This window comes from Blastococcus sp. CT_GayMR20, from assembly GCF_004570345.1.
The window spans coordinates 1-8,794 of record NZ_SPQM01000168.1; the positions used below are offsets into that span (position 1 = coordinate 1).

The window sequence follows — 8,794 nt, forward strand, 5'->3', positions numbered from 1 at the left end:
CCTCGCCGGCCGGACGGGGGTCGCGCACGGCAAGCCAGGCCGAGAAGACGCGGTCGTAGACGGGCAGTTGCTCGTGGTGGACGACGAGAGTCGTACGGCCGGCCCAGTACAGGTCCGCGGCGGTCATCTCCGGTCCGAGCTGCCCCGCCGCGGCGACGAGGGTGATCGCCTGGTGCGTGCCGACCTCCAGACCGGCCGCGCGCAGCAGGTGGACGAGGCCGGCGACCTCGTCGGGCAGGTCACTCACCCAGCACGTCCCGCAAGGAGGAGCGCACCCTCAGGACGTCCTCGCGCTCCTTCACGATGGTCGTCAGCGTGTCGTGCGCGGTGTCCACGTCGATGTGGTCGACGCCGAGCAGGTCGAGTGCGCGTGCCCACTCGATGGATTCGGCCACCGCCGGCGGCTTGAAGAGGTCGAGAGCGCGCAGCCGGGCGACGGCATGGGCGACGTCCCGGACCAGTCGCACGTCCACTTCCGGCGCACGCAGCCGGATGATCCGGGCGAGCCGTTCCACACTGGGGTGCTCGATCCAGTAGTACAGGCAACGCCGCCGCAGCGCCTCGTGGATCTCCCGCGTGCGGTTGGACGTGAGGATCACGACCGGTGGTTGCTCGGCGGCGACGGTGCCGAACTCGGGGATGGAGACCTGGAAGTCCGCGAGGATCTCCAGGAGGAACGCCTCGAACTCGTCGTCGGCGCGGTCGATCTCGTCGATCAGCAGGACCCCCCGGGAGCCTGCCCGGATGGCCTTCAGCAGCGGGCGCTCCAGGAGGAAGTGCTCGGTGTACAGGTCGGGGGTGACGGACTCGCCGGCGTCGGCGGCCGCCTCGGCCATGCGCAGGTGCAGGAGCTGGCGCGGATAGTCCCACTCGTACAGCGCCTGGCTGGCGTCGATGCCCTCGTAGCACTGCAGTCGGATCAGGGGGACGTCGCGGAGGTCCGCGAGCACCTTCGCCATCTCGGTCTTGCCGACTCCCGCGTCCCCTTCGAGCAGGAGCGGGCGCCCCAGACGCAGCGCCAGGTGGACGGCCATGCCGAGCCCCCTGTCGGCGACGTACCCCCGCTCGTGGAGAGCAGCCAGGACGGCGTCCACCGTGTCGAACTGTGCCCGCTCCACCAGTACCCCCTCGTCGCCCGGACGCCCGGTCGCGCCCCATTTCCTGGAACGATGCTCCCCGGCGTCGCCCCCCGCCATCGGCGCGCAACCCACCGGCGTCGACCGCGGCGGGACACCTCGTCCGACACCAGTATGGACAGGTCTGTATGCGCCCGTATACATTTCCGGGGAGCGCCTGGGGGCCGGCCGTGGCCCCGGGTCATGATCGAACTCGCGAGGTGGGGCGTGCCCGAGATCACCGAAACGGACGTCGTCGTCGTCGGCGCAGGCAATGCCGCACTGTGCGCCGCGCTCGCCGCCCGGGAGAGCGGTGCGGAGGTGCTGGTGGTCGAACGCGCCGAGGAGGCGCAACGCGGTGGCAACAGCACCTACACGGCCGGCGCGTTCCGGGTGGTGTACGAGGGTGTCGACGACCTGCACAAACTGGTTCCCGACCTCACGCCGGAGGAGCTCGAGAACAACGACTACGGGTCCTACACCGAGGCGCAGTTCTTCGACGACATGGCCCGGATCACCCAGCACCGCACCGACCCGACGCTCGCGGAACTGCTCATCACCCGCAGCTTCGACACGCTGCAGTGGATGACGCGCAACGGCATCCGGTTCATCCCGATGTACCAACGACAGGCCTTCCGGACCGAGGCGGGGCACTTCCGCTTCTGGGGAGGCCTCACCATCGAGGCGAACGGCGGAGGGGCGGGGCTGATCGAGTCCCTCTTCGACGAGGTGCAGAAGCGCGGCGTCACGGTGTGGTACCGGTCGCGGGCAGTGGAGCTGGTCTACCAGCGGCCCGACGGCGTCACGGGTGTCGTCGTGCGCAGGCCCGACGGTGACGTGATCGTCAACGCGAAGGCCGTCGTCCTCGCCAGCGGCGGATTCGAGTCGAACGCCGAATGGCGGGCGCGGTACCTGGGCCCGGGCTACGACCTCGCCAAGGTGCGCGGCACCCGCTACAACACCGGCGACGGCATCCGCATGGCGCTGGACGTCGGAGCCGAGCCCTACGGGAACTGGAGCGGGGCGCACGCGGTGGGCTGGGACATGAACGCCCCCGCGTACGGGGACCTGTCCGTCGGGGACGGCTTCCAGAAGCACAGCTACCCGTTCGGCATCATGGTCAACGCAGAGGGGCGGCGCTTCGTCGACGAGGGCGCCGACTTCCGGAACTACACCTACGCGAAGTACGGCCACGACATCCTGGCCCAGCCGGGCAAGTTCGCCTGGCAGATCTTCGACGAGAAGGTCGTGCCGCTGCTCCGCGACGAGTACCACATCCGGGAGGTCACTCGGGTGAAGGCCGACACCCTCGAGGAGCTGGCCCGCAAGCTGGAGGACGTCGATCCGGAGGGTTTCCTGGCCACCGTGCACGAGTTCAACGCAGCGGTGCAGGACGACGTGCCCTTCGACCCGACGGTCAAGGACGGGCGCGGAACGCGGGGGCTGGACCTGCCCAAGTCCAACTGGGCGAACAAGCTGGACACGCCGCCGTACCGGGCGTACGCCGTCACGTGCGGCGTCACCTTCACCTTCGGCGGGCTGCACGTGAACACCGACGCGGCGGTGCTCGACGTCGAGCAGGCGCCCATCCCGGGGCTGTACGCGGCGGGTGAGCTCGTCGGCGGTCTCTTCTACAACAACTACCCCGGGGGAACCGGGTTGACGTCGGGGTCGGTGTTCGGCCGGATCGCCGGCTCGCAGGCGGCAGCTCACGCACAGGCCTGAGCCGACAGCAGTCGACAGGGGCACCCGGGGCGGTCGGACCGCGCCCGGCCAGCTGAGAGGAGGTCCATGAAGCCGGCACCCTTCGAGTACGTCGCGCCCACGACTCTCGCCGAGGCCCTGGACGTCCTCGACACGCACGGCGACGAGGTGAAGATCCTCGCGGGTGGCCAGAGCCTCGGGCCGCTGCTGAACCTGCGCCTGGCCACTCCGTCGGTGCTCGTCGACATCAACCGTGTCCCCGGGCTGGACCGGATCGAGGTCGACGACGGGCACCTGCGCGTGGGCGCGCTCGTCCGCCAGCGCGCCGCCGAGCGGTCCGCCGTCCTCGGCGGTGCAGCGCCCCTGGCCGTCGAGGCCCTGCACTCCGTCGGCCACATCGGGATCCGGAACCGGGGAACCCTCGCGGGCAGCATCGCGCACGCCGACCCCTCCGCCGAGATGCCGGCCGTCCTGACGGTGCTCGGCGGTTCGGTGCGTGCGGTGAGCCGGGCCGGGGACCGGACGATCCCTGCCGCTGCCCTGTTCCAGACCTACTTCACGACCGTCCTCGAGCCCGAGGAGATGGTCGTCGAGGTCCTGCTGCCTCGTCGGCCCGTGCGCACCGGCCATGCCTGGCTGGAGTTCGCGCAGCGGCACGGGGACTTCGCGATCGTCGGCGTCGGTGCCGTCGTGACCCTCGACGAGGACGGACGCTGTCGCGCGGCGCGTGTCGTCTGCACCGGAGTGGACAGCGTCCCGTTCGACGCGAGCGAGGTCGCGGCCACGCTGGTCGGCTCGCCGGTGGACGGTGACGCGTGCGCCGCGGTGGCCGACGCCGTCGCCCGTACGTGCCAACCCGGGACGGATGTCTTCGCGGACGCGTCGTACCGACGACGGCTCATCCGGTCGCTGGTGCCGCGGGCACTGCAGGCGGCGGGTCGACGGGCTCAGGGAGAAGCAGATGGAGAGTGAACGACTCGTCCAGATCGAGGTCAACGGAGCGCTCTGCCGGTCCTCGGTACCGGTGCGCACGAGCCTCGCGGACTTCCTGCGAGAGCATCACGGGCTGACGGGAACCCATGTGGGGTGCGAGCACGGGGTGTGCGGTGCCTGCACCGTGCTGCTCGACGGCAGGAGCGTCCGTTCGTGCATCGTCCTCGCCGTGGGCGCCGACGGGTCGCGCGTCGACACCGTCGAGGGGCTGGCCGGCGACGACGGGATGCATCCCCTGCAGGAGGCGTTCCAGCAGCACCACGGTCTGCAGTGCGGGTTCTGCACCCCGGGCTTCCTGATGACCCTCGTCGAGGTGCTCGGCGAGCGCCGAGGGCTGGCTGACGAGGAGATCCGCGACGCCATCTCGGGCAACGTCTGCCGCTGTACCGGGTACCAGGGCATCGTGGAGGCGGTCCGGACCGCGGACCGCACCTGGGAGCGCCGGGTCGACGGTGACGCGGAATGACCCCGAGGGCGACTGCTGACTCCCTGCTCGGGGTCCAGCGCGGACGCGACCACTCCGTCGTGGGCGCCCGCATCCCACGTCGGGAGGACCGGCGGCTGCTCACCGGGGCCGGTCGCTACGTCGGCGACATCACCGTGCCGCGGATGTGCCATGCCGCCTTCGTCCGCTCGTCACAGGCCCACGCGCTGATCTCGGCGATCGACGTGGCGGACGCCCGGGTCGCCGACGGAGTCGTGGCCGTGCTCACGGCGGCCGACCTCGCTCCGGTGACCTTCGTGGACTACGCCACCGCTCCGACGTTGAAGAAGACGCCGCAGCCGGTCCTCGCGTCCGACCGGGTGCGCTTCGTCGGCGAGCCCGTCGCCATCGTGATCGCCGAGACGCGCGCTCTCGCCGAGGACGCCGCAGAGCTCGTCGACGTGACCTACGAGCCGTTGACCGCCCACGTCGACGTGGACAGTGCCGCCGTCTCGGAGCAGGACCTGCTCTTCCCCGAGCTCGGGTCGAACGTGGTGTTCCACGAGCACGTGCAGAACGGCGACCCCGACGCGGCCTTCGCGGAGGCCGCCCACGTGGTCAAGGGCCGGTACCACGGGAACCGCTACGTGGCCTCGCCCATGGAGGGCGCCGGCATCGTGGCGAGCTACGACCCCGGGTCCGAGGAGCTGCAGGTCTGGGCGGGCACCCAGTCACCCCACGTCATGCGAAACCGCCTGGTGGACGCGACGGGCCTGCCGGCTCACCGGGTGCGCGTGCAGGCGCCGGACGTCGGGGGCGCCTTCGGGCAGAAGATCCCGATCCGCGTCGAGGAGGCTGCGGTGTGCCTGGCCGCCATCCGGCTGGGGCGGCCGGTGCGGTGGCTCGAGGACCGCTACGAGAACCTCGTGGCCGCGCCGCACGGCAAGGAACAGGTCATCGACGTCGAGCTGGCCATGGCTGCAGACGGCACGTTCCTGGGCCTCCGGTGCCGCATCGTCGGCGATGCCGGTGCCTACTCGCACAACAGCGCGAGCGCTCTCATCGAGCCGCTCTGGTCCTCGCGGCTCATGCCCGGCCCCTACCGGATCGCCAACTACGAGTACGAGATGAGCGCGGTCGTGACCAACAAGTCGCCGGTCGCGCCGTACCGCGGCGTGGGCATGACTGCCGGGCACACCGCGCGTGAACTCGTCGTCGAGCGCGCGGCGTCGCTGATCGGGCGGGATCCTGCGGATCTGCGCATGCAGAACCTCGTGCCTGCTGATGCCTTCCCGTACACCTCGTGCACCGGCATGGTGTACGACAGCGGCAGCTACCAGGAGTGCCTCCGGACGGTGCTGGAACGCGTCGGGTACGAGGATTTCCGCAAGGAACAGCAGGCCGCGCGAGCGGAGGGGCGCTATCTCGGGATCGCCGTGAGCCCCTACGTCGAACCCGGAGGGTTCGGCACGGAGGGCGCACGTCAGGCGGGATCGAGCTCCTTCCCGTCGCACGACTCCGCGCGCGTCTCGATGGACCACACCGGGAAGGTCCTGATCGCCGCGGGTACGCCGTCGCAGGGCCAGGGCCACGCCACGGCGCTCTGCCAGGTGGTCGCCGAGCAGTTGTCGGTCGACATCGAGGACGTCTCGTTGTTGCCGGTCGACACCGCCACCTCCCCGGTGAGCATGGCCGGAACGAGAGCCAGCCGGGTGGCCGTGGTCACAGGTGGCGCCCTCACCCTGGCCGCGTCCGACGTCAAGGACACGATCCTCGCCCTCGCCGGCGCCATGCTCGAGGTGGACCCTGGTGACCTGCGGCTCGAGGACGGCAGGGTCAGCGTCGTCGGAGCGCCCGAGCACTCCCTCACCGTGCGGGACGTCGCGCACGCGGCCCACTTCAACCCCGAGCTCCGCAGCACGGTCGCCGAGCCACAGCTCACGAGCACGCGCTTCTACGACCCGAAGGCCAGCTACAGCAACGGCTGCATCGCCGTGACGGTGGAGGTCGACCCGGAGACCGGGCAGGTCCGGCTGCGCGACGTCGTCGCCGCCGAGGACTGCGGCACGGTGATCAACCCGATGATCGTGGACGGACAGGTGCACGGGGCCGTGGTCCAGGGCATCGGCGGCGCCCTCTTCGAGCACCTGCTCTACGGATCGGACGGGCAGGTCCTGACGAGCACGTTCATGGACTACCTGCTGCCCACCGCGCCGGAGATCCCCGACATCGGTGTCGTGCACATCGAGTCGCCTTCTCCCAACAGCATCGGCGGCGCCAAGGGCATGGCCGAATCGGGGGCGGTCGCCACGCCCGCTGCCGTGGCCAACGCCGTCGTCGATGCGCTGAGCCCGTTCGGCGTCGTCGTCGAGTCACTGCCACTGTCACCACAAGCCGTCGTCCGTCTTCTCGAGGCGGCCGACCGAGAGGATCCGAGATGATCGAGCTCCGGAACACCTTCACCATCCCCGCTCCGATCGAGGAGGCGTGGCAGGTACTGCTCGACATCGAGCGCATCGCACCGTGCATGCCCGGTGCGAAGATCGAGGCCTCCAGAGGAGCCGAGTTCGACGGCTCCGTCAAGGTGAAGCTCGGTGCCATGACGCTCACCTACCGTGGGACGGCCAAGATCATCGAGCAGGACGATGCGGCGCACCGGGCCGTGATCGAGGGATCGGCGAAGGAAGCGCGGGGGAGCGGTACGGCGAAGGCCACGGTCGTCGCGACCCTCCAGCCCGACGGTGACGGCACGGAGGTCGAGGTCCGCACCTCCCTGCACGTGACCGGGAAGCCCGCACAGTTCGGGCGCGGAGTCATGGCGGAGGTCTCCGAGCGGCTCATCGGTCAGTTCGCCGAGCGGCTGCGGGAGGAGATGGTGTCTCCGCAGGAACTGCCCGCGGCCGGCGCCACCGCGGATCCGTCGCCTTCCGCAGACGGCGGTGGCCCGTCCACCGACCCGAAGGCCGCGGCCCCGGAGGCCGGGCCGGGGGTTCCGTCCGACACGTCGGCGGAGCGCACCCCACCGCCCCGACCCGTCCGACCGGCACGCGAGAGCGACGAGCCGATCGACCTTCTCGCCGTCGCGGGCGGGCCGGTCGCGAAGCGGGCCGCCGGGGCTGCGGCGGCGGTCGCGCTGCTGCTCCTGCTGATCCGTGCCGTCGCGGGCAGATCGTCCGCCGGTCGACGTCCGGTGCTGGCCCGGGGCGCGACGATCGTCTGCTCCTGCGGCCACGAGAGCCGGCTCGTCTGAGCACGTCCCGCTCGCGCGGTCCAGGGGCTCCGCCTGGACCGGCGTCCTAGCGTTGCGCGACGACGGAACCCACGCGCACCGACCTGATCGTCGCGCCGCTCGTGGGAGCCGCCACCTGCTGGCCGACGACGTAGTGGCCGGCGGCGGCCCGGGCGCCCTCCTCGCTCTCGAAGAGCAGGAGCCCGACTGCCTCGTCGCCGTCGACGGTGACCCAGACCTCACCCCGGACGTCCAAGCCGGGCGCTCGGGCCAGCAGCTCTTCCGGGAGCCGTCGAGCGGCATCGGAGTCGATGGACGTCACGTCGATCTCGATGCAGAGCGCGTACACCGGTCTCCTCTCGCAGCGGGGTGAGCAGCATCCACCCACCGCGGCGAACTGACAAGCCGGGGTCGGCCCGGTCACGCCCTCGACGAGGCACGCCACGGAGGTGACCCGGTGACCGCGCCGATGTCGCGTTCGCGACGAGTCGCCTTCGGCGCCACGCTGACCTTCACCATGGCGGGTCCGCCGCTCATCGTGATCGCGCTGAGCGCGCTCGGGCCCCTGGTGGTGGACGACCTCGACCTCACTCGGGCGGAGTTCGGCTCCTTCGCGATGGTGGCCTTCGCCGTGGCCGCCGCGTTCTCGGCCGCCGGTGGTCGGCTGGTGGACCGCGTGGGCGGCCGCCCAGCGACGATGGTCGTCTGCGGAGGAGCCTGTGCTTCCCTCCTCCTGGTGGCCGCGGCCCCCACGTACGGGCTGGTGCTCGGCGCGGTCGCTCTGTCCGGGTTCCTGCTGGCCCTCGCCAATCCGGCGACCAACCTGCTGGTGTCCACGCACGTTCCCCCCGGACGACGGGGTGCCCTGGTCGGGCTCAAGCAGAGCGGCGTCCAGTTGAGCCAGGTCGTCGGTGGTGCGCTGCTACCCGGTCTGGCCGTGCTCGCGGGCTGGCGCGTCGCCGCCACGGTGGCAGCAGGTCTCCTGGCGCCGACTCTGCTGATGTCCTACTTCTTCGTCCCCGGCACGTCCGTCCGCGCCGACGCGGGTCCGGCGCGGATCCGGCGGCGGGTGCCCGTGGACGTGTGGTGGATGACCGGGTACTCGTTCCTCCTGGGCTGTGCGCTGCAGGCGACCGTCGTCTACCTGCCCCTGTTCGGGCACGAGGACCTCGGTCTCAGCGTGAGTGCGGCCGGACTGACCGCCGCCGTCATGGGAGCGGTCGGACTGGTGGCCCGGGTGGCGTGGGGCCGCCTGTTCGAACGGGTGCGCCGGCCGGAGCTGCTCCTCGCCTTCCTGCCGGTCGTGGCGACGGGCGCCGTGGGCGTTCT

Annotated in this window: 8 protein-coding genes and 1 pseudogene; 6 read left to right on the top strand and 3 right to left on the bottom strand. The window is 71.2% G+C overall.

What is annotated here, in order from left to right; genetic code table 11:
• Nucleotides 1–247, bottom strand: a pseudogene (locus tag E4P40_RS23905) (hypothetical protein); the annotation flags it as partial.
• The gene (locus E4P40_RS23910; RefSeq protein ID WP_245160552.1) at nt 240–1,118 is read right to left on the bottom strand and encodes a MoxR family ATPase; all 879 of its coding nucleotides are present in this window, start codon (nt 1,116–1,118) and stop codon (nt 240–242) included. The pseudogene E4P40_RS23905 and the gene E4P40_RS23910, both read right to left, overlap by 8 nt.
• Before the next feature lie 225 nt (nt 1,119–1,343).
• Here E4P40_RS23910 and tcuA point away from each other — a divergent pair, with 225 nt between their 5' ends.
• From tcuA to E4P40_RS23935, 5 genes are all read left to right on the top strand, one after another.
• A complete protein-coding gene (gene tcuA / locus E4P40_RS23915; RefSeq protein WP_209305491.1) occupies nt 1,344–2,840 on the top strand; it encodes an FAD-dependent tricarballylate dehydrogenase TcuA in 1,497 nt (498 codons plus the stop codon).
• Nucleotides 2,841–2,906: 66 nt separating this feature from the next.
• Nucleotides 2,907–3,791 carry a xanthine dehydrogenase family protein subunit M gene (locus tag E4P40_RS23920; RefSeq protein ID WP_135160874.1) on the top strand — a complete coding sequence of 295 codons (885 nt, stop codon included), beginning with the start codon at nt 2,907–2,909 and terminating at the stop codon, nt 3,789–3,791.
• Nucleotides 3,781–4,278 (top strand): (2Fe-2S)-binding protein, encoded by a 498-nt coding sequence (locus E4P40_RS23925; RefSeq protein WP_135160875.1) that lies wholly within the window; start codon nt 3,781–3,783, stop codon nt 4,276–4,278. The genes E4P40_RS23920 and E4P40_RS23925 overlap by 11 nt, the downstream gene beginning before the upstream one ends.
• Nucleotides 4,275–6,677, top strand: a complete 2,403-nt coding sequence (locus tag E4P40_RS23930; RefSeq protein ID WP_135160876.1) for a xanthine dehydrogenase family protein molybdopterin-binding subunit — start codon at nt 4,275–4,277, stop codon at nt 6,675–6,677. Before E4P40_RS23925 ends, E4P40_RS23930 begins: the two co-directional genes overlap by 4 nt.
• Nucleotides 6,674–7,486 (top strand): SRPBCC family protein, encoded by an 813-nt coding sequence (locus E4P40_RS23935; RefSeq protein WP_245160553.1) that lies wholly within the window; start codon nt 6,674–6,676, stop codon nt 7,484–7,486. The genes E4P40_RS23930 and E4P40_RS23935 overlap by 4 nt, the downstream gene beginning before the upstream one ends.
• A gap of 46 nt (nt 7,487–7,532) precedes the next feature.
• On the opposite strand, the gene E4P40_RS23940 is transcribed toward E4P40_RS23935, so the two are convergent.
• The gene (locus E4P40_RS23940; protein ID WP_135160877.1) at nt 7,533–7,814 is read right to left on the bottom strand and encodes a hypothetical protein; all 282 of its coding nucleotides are present in this window, start codon (nt 7,812–7,814) and stop codon (nt 7,533–7,535) included.
• A 108-nt stretch (nt 7,815–7,922) separates the two neighbouring features.
• Between E4P40_RS23940 and E4P40_RS23945 the strand changes: the two genes are divergently transcribed.
• Nucleotides 7,923–8,794 (top strand): MFS transporter (locus E4P40_RS23945; RefSeq protein WP_135160878.1); only part of this gene is annotated, 872 nt, incomplete at its 3' end.